The 14412-nt window shown below is 72.9% G+C and carries 11 protein-coding genes; 4 read left to right on the top strand and 7 right to left on the bottom strand.

The features are described 5' to 3' along the window. Positions 1-189: 189 nt before the first annotated feature. The 3 genes from RB614_RS40130 (at position 190) to RB614_RS40120 (ending at position 3805) form a co-directional block, all read left to right on the top strand. On the top strand, positions 190-2064 hold the full coding sequence (locus RB614_RS40130; RefSeq protein WP_308717967.1) for a LamG-like jellyroll fold domain-containing protein: 1875 nt from the start codon (positions 190-192) through the stop codon (positions 2062-2064). Positions 2065-2144: 80 nt separating this feature from the next. Further along, on the top strand, positions 2145-3065 hold the full coding sequence (locus tag RB614_RS40125) for an acyl-CoA desaturase (RefSeq protein ID WP_308717966.1): 921 nt from the start codon (positions 2145-2147) through the stop codon (positions 3063-3065). A 62-nt stretch (positions 3066-3127) separates the two neighbouring features. Continuing rightward, on the top strand, positions 3128-3805 hold the full coding sequence (locus tag RB614_RS40120) for an aggregation-promoting factor C-terminal-like domain-containing protein (protein ID WP_308717965.1): 678 nt from the start codon (positions 3128-3130) through the stop codon (positions 3803-3805). Positions 3806-3877: 72 nt separating this feature from the next. On the opposite strand, the gene RB614_RS40115 is transcribed toward RB614_RS40120, so the two are convergent. Together RB614_RS40115 and RB614_RS40110 are read right to left on the bottom strand one after the other, a co-directional pair. After that, entirely contained in the window at positions 3878-4942 is a 1065-nt protein-coding gene (locus RB614_RS40115; protein WP_308717964.1) for an endonuclease/exonuclease/phosphatase family protein, read from the bottom strand. Between the two features lie 104 nt (positions 4943-5046). Next, positions 5047-6156 carry a serine hydrolase domain-containing protein gene (locus tag RB614_RS40110; protein ID WP_308717981.1) on the bottom strand — a complete coding sequence of 370 codons (1110 nt, stop codon included), beginning with the start codon at positions 6154-6156 and terminating at the stop codon, positions 5047-5049. A 289-nt stretch (positions 6157-6445) separates the two neighbouring features. On the opposite strand from RB614_RS40110, the gene RB614_RS40105 reads away from it, so the two are divergent. Next, on the top strand, positions 6446-7981 hold the full coding sequence (locus tag RB614_RS40105) for a serine/threonine-protein kinase (RefSeq protein WP_308717963.1): 1536 nt from the start codon (positions 6446-6448) through the stop codon (positions 7979-7981). Here RB614_RS40105 and RB614_RS40100 read toward each other — a convergent pair. From RB614_RS40100 to RB614_RS40080, 5 genes are read right to left on the bottom strand one after another with little or no spacing between them, the layout of a single operon-like run. After that, a complete protein-coding gene (locus RB614_RS40100) occupies positions 7965-10025 on the bottom strand; it encodes an alpha-galactosidase (protein ID WP_308717962.1) in 2061 nt (686 codons plus the stop codon). The two genes, RB614_RS40105 and RB614_RS40100, sit on opposite strands and share 17 nt — an antisense overlap. Then, the gene (locus tag RB614_RS40095) at positions 10022-11269 is read right to left on the bottom strand and encodes a cellulase-like family protein (protein WP_308717961.1); all 1248 of its coding nucleotides are present in this window, start codon (positions 11267-11269) and stop codon (positions 10022-10024) included. The genes RB614_RS40100 and RB614_RS40095 overlap by 4 nt, the downstream gene beginning before the upstream one ends. After that, positions 11266-12156 (bottom strand): carbohydrate ABC transporter permease, encoded by an 891-nt coding sequence (locus RB614_RS40090; protein ID WP_308717960.1) that lies wholly within the window; start codon positions 12154-12156, stop codon positions 11266-11268. The genes RB614_RS40095 and RB614_RS40090 overlap by 4 nt, the downstream gene beginning before the upstream one ends. Continuing rightward, entirely contained in the window at positions 12153-13058 is a 906-nt protein-coding gene (locus tag RB614_RS40085; protein ID WP_308717959.1) for a carbohydrate ABC transporter permease, read from the bottom strand. The genes RB614_RS40090 and RB614_RS40085 overlap by 4 nt, the downstream gene beginning before the upstream one ends. After that, the gene (locus tag RB614_RS40080; protein ID WP_308717958.1) at positions 13055-14335 is read right to left on the bottom strand and encodes an ABC transporter substrate-binding protein; all 1281 of its coding nucleotides are present in this window, start codon (positions 14333-14335) and stop codon (positions 13055-13057) included. Before RB614_RS40080 ends, RB614_RS40085 begins: the two co-directional genes overlap by 4 nt. Positions 14336-14412: the final 77 nt, after the last annotated feature.

Genomic DNA, 14412 nt, shown 5'->3' with positions numbered 1-14412 from the left:
GGAGCGCAGCGGAGCGTTTTCTTGGGGTGCATTCCCGCGGCCTCACCCTCCGTCGTCGGGAAGCGCAAACCGCGATCAAGATCGCGGAGACTTCGAGCGGGTGGCAGCCGGCGTTGGAGGTCGCGCAACCGTGCCTTCACCAGGGGCGGCGAGAGTCACGGCCGTTACCTGGTGTTGGGGAGGTTCCGAATGGACAACGACCGCAAGGCGCCCGGGGTCGGGCGCCGCACCCTGCTCGCCGCCCCCGCGGCCGCCGCGCTCGTCGCCGCGCCCGCGGTCGGCCTGCTCGCGGGTGGTGAGCCGGCATCGGCACAGAGCGGCGGGAGCGGCGGCTTCGACTGGCAGAGCCCGCGCTTCGCGCTCGCCGTGCTGCCGGACACGCAGTACCTCTTCGACGAGGACAGCTCCAACCCGGCGCCCCTGGAGGCGACGTTCCGGTACCTGAAGCAGGAGCGGGCCGAGGCGAACATCGCGTTCATGACGCACCTCGGCGACGTCACCGAGCACGGCAGCGACCACGAGATCGGCCTGGCGGACCAGGCGTTCCGGCTGATCGACGGGAAGGTGCCGTACAGCGTCCTGGCCGGCAACCACGACATCCGCGGCGGCGACGACCAGCGCGGCGACTCGGCGTACCTGCGCGCGTTCGGCCCGCGGCGGTTTGCGAACGTCCCCAGCTTCGGCGGGGCCTCGCCGGACGGGTACAACAGCTATCACGTGATCGCGGCCGGCGGGCGGGAGTGGCTGGTGCTCGCGCTCGACTGGCGGGTCTCCGACGCCGGGCTGGCCTGGGCGCAGGGCGTGATCGACGCGCACCCGCGTACCCCCGTCGTCCTCACCACCCACGACCTGGCCTTCGCCGAGGAGAACGGCCAGGCGCACCTGTCCGGCAACGGGCAGCGGCTCTGGGACCGGCTGGTCCGCCGCAACGACCAGGTGTTCCTGACGCTCAACGGGCACTACTGGCCGCCCGGCCGGACCACGCTCACCAACGACGCCGGCCGCGACGTCCACGTGCACATCACCAACTACCAGGACCGGTACTACGGTGGCGCGGCCATGATCCGGCTGTACCACTTCGACCTGGTGCGCGGCGTGATCGACGTGGAGACGTTCTCGCCGTGGTTCCTGGCCCGTGACCCGGCCAAGCGCTCGCCCCTCGAAGCCGAGACGATCGAGCTGACCGGCCCGGTCGACCGGTTCACTGTGGACATCGACTTCGCGGCCCGCTTCCAGGGCTTCGCGCCGGTCACCCCGCCCGCGCCCCGGCCGGCCGCCGCGGTGGTGTCGCGCACCACCGTGGCGTACTGGCGCTTCGACCGCTCCGGCCTCAACGGCGCCGTGAGCGCGGGCGCCCCGGTACCGGCCGGCGCCGTCGCCCGCGACCTCACCGGCAACGGCAACGACCTCACCCTGCAGCGGCTGCACACCAGCGCCCCCGAGGTGGTGACCTGGTCGGACGAGCACCACCCGGGCCAGCCCGCGCACGCCAGCCTCCGCTTCGACGGCGGCAAGAGCCCGGACCGCGGCGCGATCCTCCGGGCCGGGCCGGACGCGCCGATCAACAGCATGAAGTTCCTGACCGGGTACACGATCGAGGTCTTCGTCAAGCTGCCCGACCCGTTCGAGGGCGACCACGCGTGGATGGGCATCCTCAACTGGGAGGGGCGCAACGGCGACGCGGGCAAGACCACCGGCTGGTCCCCGCTCGAGCCGACGTGCAGCCTCAACATCTCGCCGGAGCGCTTCCTGCAGTTCGTCGTGTACCCGCAGGAGCAGGACGCCGACCCCACCTCGTGGAGCCACGCGCTGCCGGTCGGGCGGTGGACGCACCTCGCGGTGGTCAACGACTCCCGCCGCACCACCGTGTACGTGGACGGTTCGAAGATCGCCCGCAACCCCACCCAGCCCTCCACCGGCATCTGCACCATGGGCCGGCCGTTCGTGGTGGGGGCGAACTCGTTCGACCTCGGCTACGGGCAGGGCTTCTACGGCTGGATCGGCGACATCCGCGTCTCGTCCAAGGCGCTGCGGCCGGCGCAGTTCCTGACGCCGTACGAGTAGCGGCCCGCACGGGCGACGTTCATCGGGCGGTGGGCCGCGGTTAGCCCCGTGGCCCACCCGGTCGTCTAGCCTCGGAAGCCGTGAGCCCCAAGGCTTTGCTGGGTGGCAAGCGGGGGCTGCCCGCCCACGTGACCGTGTACCTGTTCGTCATCGTTCCGTTCCTCGCCCTGGTCGCGGCCGTGCCGATCGCCTGGGGCTGGGGACTGTCCTGGGTGGACGTCGGCCTCGCCGCCGGCTGGTACGTCTTCACCTGTCTGGGCGCCACCGTCGGCTTCCACCGCTACTTCACGCACGGCGCGTTCAAGGCGGGCCGCCCGATGCGGGTCGCGCTCGCCGTCGCCGGCAGCATGGCGGTGCAGGGGCCGATCCTGCACTGGGTGGCCGACCACCGCCGCCACCACGCCTTCTCCGACCAGGAGGGCGACCCGCACTCGCCGTGGCTGTTCGGCACGTCGGCGGCGGCGCTCGCCCGCGGCTTCTGGCACGCGCACCTGGGCTGGATCCTCGACCGCGACCTGACCAACCAGGAACGCTTCGCCCCCGACCTGCTCGCCGACCGCGACATCCGCCTGGTACACCGCACGTTCGGCCTCTGGACCGCGGTGACGCTCCTGGCACCCGCGGTGATGGGCGGCCTGATCACCTGGTCGTGGTGGGGCGCGGTGACCGCGTTCTTCTGGGCGAGCCTGGTCCGCGTGACGCTGCTGCACCACGTCACCTGGTCGGTCAACTCGGTCTGTCACATGGTCGGCGAGCGCCCCTTCGCCGCCCGTGACCGCTCCGCCAACTTCTGGCCCTTGGCGATCCTCAGCATGGGCGAGTCCTGGCACAACCTCCACCACGCCGACCCGACCTGCGCCCGCCACGGCGTACGCCCCTGGGAGGTCGACATCTCGGCCCGGGTGATCTGGCTCTTCGAAAAGCTGGGCTGGGTACGCGACGTGCGCTGGCCGTCCCGGCCGAGGCTGGCGCGGATCCGGCGGGCGGCCACCCCCGCGTAGTTCCCCGATCTGTGACAGGATCCTCGGCGGCGCGGCTCACTCGCTGTCGAGGAGGACGATTCATGCGTCGGCTGTGGAGCCGGTTCGGCATCCGGGCGCTGGCCCTGGCGCTGCTCGTCGCGGGCATCGGCGGTGGCTACCACCTCGGGCAGGGCCGCGAGGCGCAGCGGGAGGGTGTCCGCGCGCAGCTCGTCGCGGACGCCGACCAGCAGGAGGTCGAGTACCTCAAGGAGCGCCACCGGGAGTACACGGTCGCCACCGCCCACCAGCGGGAGGCCCAGCGCGCCGCCGCGGAGAAGGCGGCCGCCGCCGCGAAGACCGAGGCCGAGCGGGCCCGCAAGGCCGCCGACGCGGCCGGCCGCAGGAAGCGCGAGGAAGAGGAGGCCAAGGCGGAGCCCAAGCCGTACAGCGGCCCGATCCCGGCCTCCTGCAACGAGTACAGCGGCAACCGCAGGACCGGCTGCGCGCTGCTGCTGGCCAGCGGCTTCGGCATCGACCAGATGCCCTGCCTGGACAAGCTGTGGACCAAGGAGAGCGGCTGGAACCACAAGGCCCGCAACCCCTCCTCCGGCGCGTACGGCATCCCCCAGGCGTACCCGGGCGGCAAGATGTCCTCGGCCGGCACCGACTGGGAGACCAACCCGGCCACCCAGATCAAGTGGGGCCTCGGCTACATCAAGGGCCGCTACGACGACCCGTGCGGCGCCTGGGCCCACTCCGAGGACGTCGGCTCGTACTGACCCGCCGCCCGAGCCCCGTGATCGAAGCTCCCCTCAAGTCGCTAGAACGACGTGAAGGGAGCTTCGATCACGTCAGAGGTCGAGGTCGACGCAGGCCGGGTCGTGGTCGGAGCCGTCGCCGCTGATCTGGGTGCGGCGCATCACGTGGGCGGCGGCGACCGGCAGGTCGGGGCTGGTCCAGATCTGGTCGAAGAGGTTGAACGAGGTCACGCCCTTGGCCCGGTGCCGGTTGGTCCACATGTGCGGGCTCAGGTCGCCGAACGCGTCCTCGGTCATCGCGCCGTTGCGCTTCGGGCCCGGGATCGTCGTGCCCGTGCCCACCTGCTCGACCAGGCCGGCGTCGGCCAGCGCGGCGAGGGTGGGGGAGTCGGGGGCGTCGTTCATGTCGCCGGTCATCACGACCCGGCTGGTCATCCGCAGCCTGCGCAGGATCGTGCGGATCGCGACCGCCTGCGCGGTGCGGCGCGCGTCGATCCGGGCGCGCTCCTCCTCGACCTCGGCGGCGCTCAGCTTGAACTCGTCCTGGATGAACTGGCTCTTCAGGTGGTTGACGAAGATCCGCAGCGGCTTGCCGTCGGGGGCGGTGACCTCGGCCTGGAGCAGGTCGCGGCTGAACACCGCGCTGCCGTCCGCGCCGGGCCAGAAGCGCCACGAGCTGATCCGGGTGATCGGCAGGCGGGAGCAGAGCGCGACGTCGATGCGGCGCCGGTCGTTTCCCTCGACGACCACCCGGAACGGGTACTGGATACCGCGCTTGGCCAGGTCGTCGCGGTGGAACGCGTCCAGCGCGTCCTGGTCCTCCACCTCCTGCAGGCAGAGCACGTCGGCGTCGAGCGCGGCGATGCGGCGGGCGATCCAGTCGCGGGCCTTGGGGTCCTTGCCCCGCACCAGCCTGCCCTGGAACGTCCGCAGTACACCGGTCAGCGGCGTGTCGCCGGGCACGGTGACCTCGACGACCTCGGGCGTGGGCACCGGCTGGGCACCGGTGGCGGCGTTGCCCGCGACGCCGGCCGCCTCGCCCGCGCTCGCGTTGAGGGTGGGCAGGGCCTTGTCGGAGAGGGTGCGGGGGAGCTCCGCCTCGAAGGACCAGCGGGAGAAGAGGTTGTTGGCGTTGAACGTCGCGATCCGGATCGACACGGGTACCGCCTCAGGGTTGAGCCTGCGCCTCCGCTCAAGATAAGGCGGCACCCGCGCCGGTGTTGTCAGAACCGTGACGTATCAGCCCCGCGGAGGCGGACGGATCAGCCCCGCGGGAGCGGCAGCGCGCCCGGAAGGGGGAGGGCCAGCGGCGGGCCGCCCGCGGCGCGCGTCGCCGCCGCACCGGGACAGACGCCGGCGACCACGGCGGCGAGCCACGCGGTGTCGATCGGGTGCTCCTCGGGCAGGCCGATCTGGTAGTGGCTGAGGTTGGTGGCGAGCGACATCTGCCGGCTGGCGTCCGGCGCGTGCAGCGACACCGTGATCTGCCCGATCACCCCGCCGTCGTGCCCCCATCGCTGGCCGCAGGGTGTGGGCAGCCAGTAGACGCCCAGCCCGTACCCGCCGGCCTCGGGGGCCTGCGGGTCCATCGGCACGGTGGTGCGCATCTGCGCCAGCTGGGCCGGGGGCAGGAGCCTGCCGCCGAACAGCGCCCGGTAGAACGTGTCCAGGTCGGACGGCGTGGAGATCAGCTCACCGGCGGTCCACGCCCACGTCATGCCGTACCGGGCGAAGTCGCGGACGCCGAGCAGCGCGAAGTGGGCACCGGCGTGCGGGCCGCGGATCGCCGGGTCGGCGCCGGGGAAGTACGTGTCGCGCAGCCCCAGCGGGCCGATGACCCGGCGGGTGACCTCGGCGGTCGCGTCGTGGCCGGTGACCTTTTCGATGAGCAGGCCGGCGAGGATGTAGCCGGTGTTGGAGTACGAGTACCGCTCGCCGGGCGCCCCGGTCGGCGGCAGCGACAGCCCGATCCGGACCAGGTCTTCCGGCGTGAACGTGGCCGTCCCGACGCTGATCACCTCGGCGAGCGTGTCCAGCAGCGCGTTGGTGTAGTTGCCGATCCCGCTCGTGTGGTTGAGCAGCATCCGGACGGTGACCCGCTGACCCAGCTCGCCGGGGACGAGGTCGGGCAGCCACCGCCCGATCGGGTCGTCGAGCCCCACCTTCCCCTCGGCAACGAGCTGGAGCACGGTGGTCGCGACGAAGCTCTTGGTGATGCTGCCGACCCGGTGCCGCAGGTCGGGCCGGGCCGGGCGGCCGGTGGCGAGGTCGGCGACGCCGGCGGCCCCCGACCAGCGGCGGCCGCCGTCGCGGACCTCGGCGTAGGCGGCGGGCACCCCGGCCGCGTGTACGGCGGCGAGTGCCCTGCTCAGCGCGGTGCGGTCGATCGGGTCGGCGGGCGCGGAGGAGGCGGCCGCGGGCAGTCCGGCGACCGCCGCGAGCAGGACGGCGGCGGACGCGACGGCGCGTACGATCTGTCGTTTCCTCATCTGGCCATCGTCGGCCGCCGATCCCGCGGGCGCGTCCCCCCAGGGCGGGAGGTGGGTGTCCGTCCGAAGTGGGAGGCGACCCGGGCTTCCCTGATACGTGGCGGAGTGGTCGGACATCCGTCGTCCGGACGGCGGCTGCCCGACGAATGTCGCGTGGTGCAGACTGTGCCGCGTGGAAGCGCTGCGGCTCTTGGGCGGCCGGTACCGGCTGGAGGACCAGATCGGCACCGGCGGCATGTCGGTGGTCTGGCGGGCCACCGACGAGGTGCTGCGCCGCCCCGTCGCGGTGAAGGTGCTGGCCGGCCGGCTCGCCACCGACGCCGGCGCCCGGCTGCGCATCCAGGCCGAGGCCCGTTCCGCCGCCCGCCTCGCCCACCCGCACGTCTGCGGGGTGTACGACTACGGAGAGTCGACCGGCGCCGACGGCCGGCCGGAGCCGTTCGTGGTGATGGAGCTGCTGCGCGGGCCGACGCTGAGCCAGCGGATCGCCGACGGGCCGCTGCCGCCGCGCGAGGCGATGCGGGTCTGCGCCGAGGTGGCCGGCGGGGTCGCCGCCGCGCACGACGCCGGCCTGGTGCACCGCGACATCAAGCCGTCCAACGTCATCCTCACCACCGGCGGGGCCAAGGTCGTCGACTTCGGCATCGCCGCCGCGGCCGGCCCGCTCGAAGACCTCGACCAGGACGACCGCATGATCGGCACGCCCGCCTACCTGGCCCCCGAGCGGCTCACCGGCGACCAGGTCGTGCCCGCCTCGGACGTGTACGCGCTGGGGCTGCTGGTCCACTATGTCCTGGTCGGCAAGCTGCCCTGGGCGGCCGAGACGACCACCCAGATGATCCGCGCGCACACCTACGCGGAGCCCGACCCGCTGCCCGCGGTCGCCGGCGTGCCGCCCGAGGTCGCCGACCTGTGCGGCCGCTGCCTCGCCAAGGAGCCGGCCGACCGCCCCACCGCCGCCGAGGTCGCCGACGTCCTCGCCCGGGCCGCGGGGGTGGTCGTGCGCCAGGCCGCGGCCGAGCCGGGGGAGGGCACCGGTGACGCCGGCCCGGCGCCCGACGACCGCCCCACGGTCGAGCCGGCCGGTGTCCGGCGCCGGCGGCGCACCCTGGCCGTCGCGGTCGGCGCCGCCACCGTGGTCGCCACCGTCGTGGTGGCCGCCCTGATCGCCGGCTCGGGCAGGGACTCGGGCGGCGCGCTCGCCGAGCAGCGTTCCCCGGATCCGGAGGCGACCGGCGCGGCCGGGAGCGCGGTCACGGTGACCACCGCGCCCGGCGGCGACCCGGACGGCGCGCCGGCCGGTGGCGGCGGACCCGCCGCCGGGCAGCCACCGGGCGGCCCGGGTCCCGCGGCGGGCAGCGGTCCGGGCGGGCCGGCGACCAGCCCCGGGGCGCCCACGGCCGGGCCGGCGCCGGAGGCGACGCCGACCACGCCCGAGCCGGCGCCGTCGATCGAGCGGTCAGCCGACCCGACCCTGCCGCCGCGCAGCCGCGTGCTCGTCTCACCCGGCGGCACGGTCCTGGCCAAGTGCCAGCGGGACGGCGAGGTCAAGCTCCTGGAGTGGGACGCCGCCGGCGGCTACCGGGTGACGAAGGTGGTGGCGGGTCCGGCGCTCACCGCGCGGATCTGGTTCGACGGGCCGACCGAGGTCCGGATGAAGATCCGCTGCAAGCACGGGGAGCCGACCTGGGTCAACTCACCGGACTGAGCTCGATCACGTCGGCGTCGTACTCCGGGGTCCAGCGGACCGGCAGGCCGACCGACATCAGGTGGGCGCCGGAAAACTCCTGGCCGCCCGCCGCGTAGCGGGCCGCCGGGTCCAGGCCGCGCAGCGGGAGGCGGACCGGCCGCGCGGGCACCGTGCCGAGGCCGTCGAGCGGGCCGGTGTTCCAGGCGAGCACGACCACGCGACCGTCCAGTGTGTACTGCACGGCGCAGCGGTCGGAGTCCGGGCCGCCGATCCGGTGCACCTCGCCCCGGGTGACCACGTCGCGGACCTGCTTGTACCGGGCCACCCACCGGGCCGCCTCGACCCGCTCGGCCGGGCTCCACCGGCGGATGTCCGCGCCGATGCCGAGCACGCCGGCGCTGGCCAGCACGAACCGGAACGCGAGCGAGCGCGGCCGCGCGTCGAAGAGCCCGGTCGCGTCGGTCACCCACGAGCTCATCAGGTGCGGCGCGTGGGCGCGCAGGTAGCCGTCCTGGATCCGCAGCCGGTCGATCGGGGCGGTGTTGTCGCTCGGCCAGACCACGTCCACCCTGGACGCCATGGCCAGGTCGACCCGGGCGCCGCCGGCCGCGCACCCCTCGACCGTCACCTGCGGATGGTCGCGGCGCAGCGCCGCCAGGATCCGGTACAGCGCGGCCACGTGCGCGCCGTCGAGGTCCGGCTCCTCATCGGGTACGCCGGTGCGGCCCGGCTCGGTCCGCGGGCGGTTGAAGTCCCACTTGAGGTACGTGACGTCGTAGCGCCGCAGCAGGCCGTCCAGTGTGGAGTGGACGAACTGCGCCACCTCGGGGCGGCCCAGGTCGAGCAGGTACTGGTTGCGGATCGTCGTGCGCGGGCGGCCGTCCACCTGGTACACCCAGTCGGGGTGGGCGGCGTAGAGCGCGGAGCGCGGGTTGACCATCTCCGGCTCGACCCAGAGCCCGAACTCCAGCCCCAGCTTGCGTACCCGGTCGACGAACGTGTCGAACCCGTCCGGAAACTTCGCCGGGTCGGGCGTCCAGTCGCCGAGCCCGCCGGTGTCGTCGCCGCGCCCGACGAACCAGCCGTCGTCCACCACGAACGTCTCCACGCCGATCTCCGCCGCCACCTCGGCGAGGGCGAGCTGGCCGGCGGCGGTGACGTCGAAGTACGTGGCCTCCCACGAGTTGTAGATGACCTTGCGGGTGCGGGTGAGGCGGTCGCCGGCGAGGCCGCGCTCGTACGCGTGCCAGACCCGGGCCAGCCCGTCGACGCCGTCCGCGCTGTACGCCCCGGCGGCCACCGGTGTGACCAGCGTGGCACCGGGCGCGAGGATCAGCGGCCCGTCGACCGCGACCCGCCCGGCGCGCACGCGGGTGAGGCCGGCCGCGTCCCGCTCGGCGACGATCCGCCACGACCCGGTCCAGGCCAGCTGTACGCCCCAGGCCGGGCCGGCCTCGCGGGTGTCCTGGACCGCCAGGTAGGGCGAGAACTGGTGCCCGGTCACGCCGAGCGCGCTGCCGATCTCGAACCGCCCGCGCCGCAGCTCGGTCTCCGCCGGCGTGAACTCCTGCGCCCACTGTCCACTGAGGTACGTCAGGCGGGCGCCGTGCGGGGTGGGCACCGAGAAGCCGGCCGAGCCGAGCTCCACGAGCCGCAGCGCCGAGTCGCCGGTGTTGGTCAGCTCGACCCACCGCTCGACGACGTCGGAGCCGGCGGCGAACCGGTAGTGCAGGGCGGCCCGCAGCCCGGTCGCCGCGTCGGCGAAGTCCACGCGCAGCAGGCCACCCTCGTGGGAGGCGCCGTCGAACGACCAGGACAGGGCGCGTGCCGGCCGCACGACCAGGTCCGGGCCGGCGAACGGGCGCACCCCCTCCGGCGCGTACTCGACGGCGGCCACGTCGCCCGGGGTCATGTACTGCGGCCGCCCCACGTACGCCAGGGGAGAGGGGCCGTCGCTCACCCCGTGCGGCCCCCAGGCGCGCAGCTCCAGCCAGCCGTCGTGCTCCGGGAGCCCGACCGTGTACTCGGTGGTGGCTCCGACGAGCGTCCACTCACGACTCACCGTACGAACCCTTCGTTGAGCCGCCGCTGCAAGGCGACATCGTTCCACATCGGATGGTGCGGGGCGGCGTTGGAGCAGACGAGCGTGCCCCACGCGCCGACCTCGGCCGAGCGGCGCACCGCGTGCTCGCAGATCTCGGCGCCGACCGGCCCCTCTTCGAAGGTGCCGTACAGCGGCGTGTAGCCGACCCAGCCCTCGCCGAACACCAGCGGCACCGAGCGTTCGGCGGCCCAGTCGGCGGCGACGTCGATCCAGGTGTCCAGAGTGGACCGCATCGCCCGGCGGTGCTCGCCGTACCGGTCGTAGAGCCAGCGGTCCCACCTGTCCGGGTCGCACCAGTCGTGGGTGTACATCTCCCGGTGCCGCACGGCGGTCGCGTCGAGGCGCCACCGGTCGGCGGCCGGCGGCTGCCAGTCCTCAAGCTTCGGCGCGCCGTCCCGGAGCAGCTCGGCGTAGGCCCGCTCCTGCGGGTACGGCCGGGACTCGTCGCGGAGCGCGAACTCGTCCACGAGCTGTTCGAGCACCCCGTACACGTACGGGTGGAAGACGGCGACGCCGGCGTTGCGGGGCAGCCCGCGCATGTACCCGGCCGGCACCCGCGCGTAGTTCGCGGTCACCGGGATCTCCGGGTGCCGGGCCCGGAAGCGGTCGATGCCGCCCTCCAGGTACGGCTGGAGGCCGAGGATCGCCGCCTCGCCGCGAGTGCCGGTGACGTCGGCGAGCCGGCCGATCTGCACCTCGTTGTGCAGCTCCACGAACGCCACCCGGTCGTCGAGCCCCTCGGCCTTGAGCAGGTCGACGAGGGCGGCGAGGGCGTCGGCGAGCGCGTCCGCCCGGCCGGCCGGCGGGATCGCGGTGACCGCGCGGTGCCACGAGTCGTCGGTCAGGAACGAGGGGCTCTGCTGGTACTCCCAGCTGGAGACGATCACCTTGAAGCCGTGCCGGGCGGCGCCCCGGAAGAGCGCGAGCAGCTGGGCCCGGCCGTCCACAGTGGTGGTGTGCCGCACGTCGTACCAGCGGGTGCGCTGCCCGTAGTCGCCGCCGAGCCCGCTCAGGCGCAGCGCGCCGGTGTCCAGCGTGGAGCCGAAGAGCAGCAGCGGCATCGCGCAGATCCGGATCGTGTTGTAGCCCCGCTCGGCCGCCTGCCGGTACGCCGCGTCGAGGTCCTCGAACGGCTCGCCGGGGCCGGTGCGCGTGTACCAGGTGAAGTCCCAGAGGGTGATGGCCAGCTTTTCAAGCGTCATTTGGCGGAGCCCATCAGTAGACCGGAGACGAAGTGGCGCTGGAAGGCGAAGAAAACGATGGCGGTGGGGATCGCGGCCATGATGGAGGCGGCCGCGACGACGTTCCAGTTGCTGACGTAGCCACCCTGGAGGTTGAGCAGCGCGGCCGTCACCGGAAACTTCGCCTGGGTGCGGAGCACGGTGATCGCCCAGATCAGGTCGTTGAAGATCCAGGTGGTGGCGAGCGCGCCGAGCGCGGCGAGCGAGGGCCGGCACAGCGGCATCACGATCCGGGCGTAGACGGCGAACGCGCCGGCGCCGTCCATCCGCGCCGCCTCGGTCACCTCGCTCGGGATCGAGCGCATGAAGCCGTGCAGCACGAACGTGTAGAAGCCGAGCCCGAAGCCGACGTGGATGGCGACCAGGCCGACGAGCGTGTCGTAGATGCCGAGCGACTCGGTGATCCGGGAGACCGGGATCAGCAGGATCTGCGGCGGCAGCAGGTTGCCGGCGAGCATGACGAGCAGGATGGCGCGGCGGCCCGGGATCGCGTACCGGCTCAGCGCGAACGCCGCCATCGACGCCAGCAGCAGGCTCAGGATGACCGCGGGCACGGTGACCTGGACGCTGGTCCAGAGCGCCTCGCCCATCGCGCCCTCGCCGAACGCGGTGCGGAAACCCTCGAACGTGAAGCTGTCCGGCAGCGCGGCGGTGCCCCGGGCGGCGATGTCGTCGAAGCCGCGGATCGAGATCAGCACCACGAACGCCATCGGCGCCACCCACAGCAGCGTCAGCGGCACCATGACCGCGTGGAACGCCCAGCCCCTGCGCCGTACCCGCTGACGATCGTGCGAAGTGGAGGGTGATGCCGCCGGCGGCGCCGGCGCCGTGACGGCCGGTGCGCTCATGAGACCTCCTCCTTCAGGGTACGGACCAGGTACGTGATGATGAAGAGCAGGGCGAGGGCGAAGATGACGACGGCGACCGCCGAGGCGTAGCCGAGGTTGAGGAACGTGAAGCCCTGCTGGAACATGTAGGTGCTCAGCAGCTCCGAGGAGTGGTACGGCCCGCCCTGCGTCATCGCCCACACGATGTCGAACGTGCGCAGCGAGTCGATGACCGTCACCGCGAAGACGACCGTGTTGACGCCGCGCAGCTGCGGCCAGGTGACGTACCAGAAGCGCTGCCACGCGCTGGCACCGTCCACAGCGGACGCGTCGTCGAGGGACGGGTCGGTGCCCTTGAGGCCGGCCAGGTAGAGCACCATCACGTAGCCGACCTGCCGCCACACCGCCGCGACGAGCACCGCGTAGAGGGCGGTCTTCGGGTCGGCGAGCCACTGCCGTTCCAGGCTCTCCAGCCCGACCGCGCCGAGCAGCGTGTTGACGGTGCCGTCCGGCTGGTACTGCACCCGCCAGAACAGGCCGGTCACCGCGAGCGAGAAGACCATCGGCAGGTAGATCGCGCTGCGGTAGACGCCGACGCCGCGGCGGGGCTTGTTCAGCGCCACGGCGAGGGCGAGGCCGCCGGCCACGGAGAGACCTCCGAAGCCGACGGCCCAGATCACGTTGTTGCCCAGCGCCTCCCGGAAGACGCCGTCCGAGAAGAGTTCGCGGAAGTTGTCCAGCCCGACCTGCTCGGGCGCGCCGAGCCCGTTCCACCTCGTGAGGGAGAGGTAGAAGCTGTTGAGGGCGGGCCAGAAGACCAGACCGACCTCGATGGCGGCGGGTACGAGCAGGAAGAGCCAGACCACCGGCGAGATGTGGCGGCGCTGGCGCCGGCGCCTCGTGGGCGCTGCGACTGCGGTCACGAGGTGAGGACCTTCTGGGCCGAGGACTGCCAGCTGGCGAGGATCGAGTCGACGTCGCCGGGCGAGTCGAGGAACTTCGTGAGCGCCGTGTCGGCGGTGCTTTGCAGCTCGTCGCTGGAGTCGCGGTTGAAGAACTGGGTGATGGCCGCGCTCTCGTTGAGCAGCTCGATGCCCTTCTGCACCAGCGGCGAGAAGCCGGTCGTGCTCACCTGCGGCGAGGTGGGCAGGTTGGACGAGGCGGACTCCTTGATGTAGAGTTCCTGCGCCGGCGCGGAGGCCAGGTACGCGAGCAGCTCCTTGGCGCCCTCGACGTTCTTGGACTTGGCGCTGGCGAAGAAGCCGTCGGTCGGCGCCTCCTCGGCCAGCGGCACGCTCGGGTCGATGACCGGCACCCGGAAGAAGTCGATGTCGTCGACCACGTCCTTCGGCACGGACTGGGTGACGAACGCGCCGATCAGGTACATGCCGGCCTTCTTGCTGGCCAGCGGCGTGACCGCGTCCTGCCACGAGTACGAGCGCCCCTTCGGGTCGATGTACGGCAGCAGCTCGCGGTAGTGCTCCATGACCGCCTTGACCTCGGGGCTGTCGAAGGAGTGCTTGCCGGCGAGCAGGTCGCGGTGGAACTGGGCGCCGTTGACGCGCAGGTCGAGGTAGTCGAACCAGCCGGAGGCGACCCACGGGGTGGAGCCGGTCCCCATCGTCAGCGGGGCGACGCCCTTGGCCTTCAGCGCCTTGCACAGGTTGATGAACTCGTCCCACGTGGTCGCCGGCTGCACGCCCCACTCCTGGAACGCGCTCTTGCGGTAGAAGACGCCCCACCAGTAGTAGCTCGTCGGTACGAAGATCTGCTTGCCGTCCGCGCCGGTGGAGAGCTCCTTGAGCGCGGGGGAGAAGCCGGCGCAGGCGCCGCTGCCGGTCCACATGTCGGAGACGTCGAGCAGGAAGCCCTTGCTGGCGTAGTCGCGGGCCACCGAGCCGGCGTACCAGGTCAGCACGTCCGGGGGCGTGGCCGAGTTGAGGTAGGTCGGGAGCTGGGCCCGGAACGTCTCGATCGCGATCGTGTTGAGGGTGACCTTGGTCTTGGTGTATCCCTCGACCACCTTGGTCAGTGCGGCCTTGGGGGACGGGTCGGACAGCGACGACTGGAGCGTGAGGGTCGCCGAAGAGCCGCTGCCGCTGTCGGAGCCACTGGTCGCGCAGCCGCCGAGGAGCGCGGCCGCGCCCAGGCCACCGAGGCCGGCCAGGAAGCCGCGGCGGCTGAGTTCGCTGTGAACCATCGTTGTCCTCCTGCGAAGCAGGGCCCCGGGGCTGGCTCGACGCGGAGCTGGGCGCGGAGCGACCAGCTCGGATCGGG

Origin of the sequence: Phytohabitans maris (assembly GCF_031085175.1) — a bacterium.
In the GTDB taxonomy this organism is placed as follows: domain Bacteria; phylum Actinomycetota; class Actinomycetes; order Mycobacteriales; family Micromonosporaceae; genus Phytohabitans; species Phytohabitans maris.
The sequence above is the reverse complement of the archived record's forward strand: the minus strand, read 5'-3'. Positions and strand labels throughout refer to the sequence as shown.